Consider the following 1,420-nt stretch of genomic DNA (forward strand, 5'->3'; position numbering starts at 1 on the left):
TAATGCCGTTCAGTTAAGACTGAACGGCATTTTTCTTTTCAGGTGTTGTAAACGGTAGCTGAGGCTGTTAACCTGCGTCACCATGTTTGATGACGCGCTCCATTTTCTCGTGCAAGCCCAAGAGAACCCGGATTGGGCTCGTATGGGGCAGCACTTGCCATACGAGTGGATCGAACAGGCGGTTGCTTACACAGGCAAAGCGAGTATCCGGCAGCGGCGCCTGCCGGCAGAGCAAGTCGTGTGGCTGGTCGTGGCCCTGGCGCTGTATCGTCACCAGTCCATCAGCGAAGTGGTTGACGACCTGGATCTGGCCTTGCCGGATTCGCAAGCACCTTTCGTCAGCAAAAGTGCGGTCGCGCAAGCACGGCAGCGCCTGGGCGCCGAGCCTTTGCGGGCATTGTTTGAGATATCGGCGAAGGCGTGGTCGGAGCAGGATCGCAAGCAGTATCTGTTCAAGGGCCTGAGTCTGTTTGCACTGGACGGCACGACCTTGAAAACTGCCGATACGCCAGAGCATCGCGAGCATTTCGGTGAGCAGGTTTATCCCAGCGGCCGGATTTCCAGCTATCCGCAAGTGCGTGGCGTGACCTTGACCGCGGTGCCGACCCACTTGATCCGCGATGCCAAGTTCGGTCCTTATGGGATCAACGAGATGCTCTACGCAAAAGAGCTGCTTGCATCGATTCCGGACAATTCTCTGACTGCATTCGATAAGGGCTTTCTGTCAGCAGAGATTTTGTGTGGCTTGATCAATGGTGGAACTAACCGCCACTTCATCATTCCAGCCAAGGCCAACACCAAATGGGAAGTGGTCGGCGGCACACCCGGCGATGCCGTCATCGAGATGCGCGTATCACCGCAGGCACGCAAGAAATGCCCCGATCTGCCTGAAACCTGGCGTGTCCGCGCCATCACGATCATCGACCAAAGCGCGCGCAAACACATCCTGCTGACCTCGCTATTTGACGCCAAACGCTATACCGCCAAGGATGTCGCCGCCTGCTACACGCAACGCTGGCAGATCGAGACGAGCTATCGTGAATTGAAGCAGACGATGATGGGTATGGCGCTCACCCTGCGCAGCCGTACCGTCGAAGGTGTCTACCAGGAAATCTGGGGATTACTTACCGCCTACAATCTGATACGGCTCGAGATCGCCAAGGCAGCATTAGAAGTGAAGTGCGAGCCGACCGAAATCAGTTTCATCCGCGCGTTCCACGTCATCCAGTACGAACTGCATTGGGCAGCCGTAACCCGTGCATACGGCAAATTGCCCGCTCTGATGCAGCGCCTGCGCAAGCGCTTGGTGATGCTCTTGAATGAAGAACGGCCCGGTCGAAAACTCGACCGGGCCGTGAAGGCCTTACCTCATCGTTACACCGTTCGTGTCCTGAAGAAGGACCTTAACTGAACGGCATTA

General features: G+C 56.4%; 1 protein-coding gene. It reads left to right on the forward strand.

The window, feature by feature from the left end:
• The first annotated feature begins 82 nt into the window (after positions 1–82).
• Entirely contained in the window at positions 83–1,411 is a 1,329-nt protein-coding gene (locus KBW95_RS24430) for an IS4 family transposase (RefSeq protein WP_211529553.1), read from the forward strand.
• Positions 1,412–1,420: the final 9 nt, after the last annotated feature.

Source organism: Massilia sp. ZL223, from assembly GCF_018119395.1.
GTDB lineage: Bacteria > Pseudomonadota > Gammaproteobacteria > Burkholderiales > Burkholderiaceae_D > Telluria.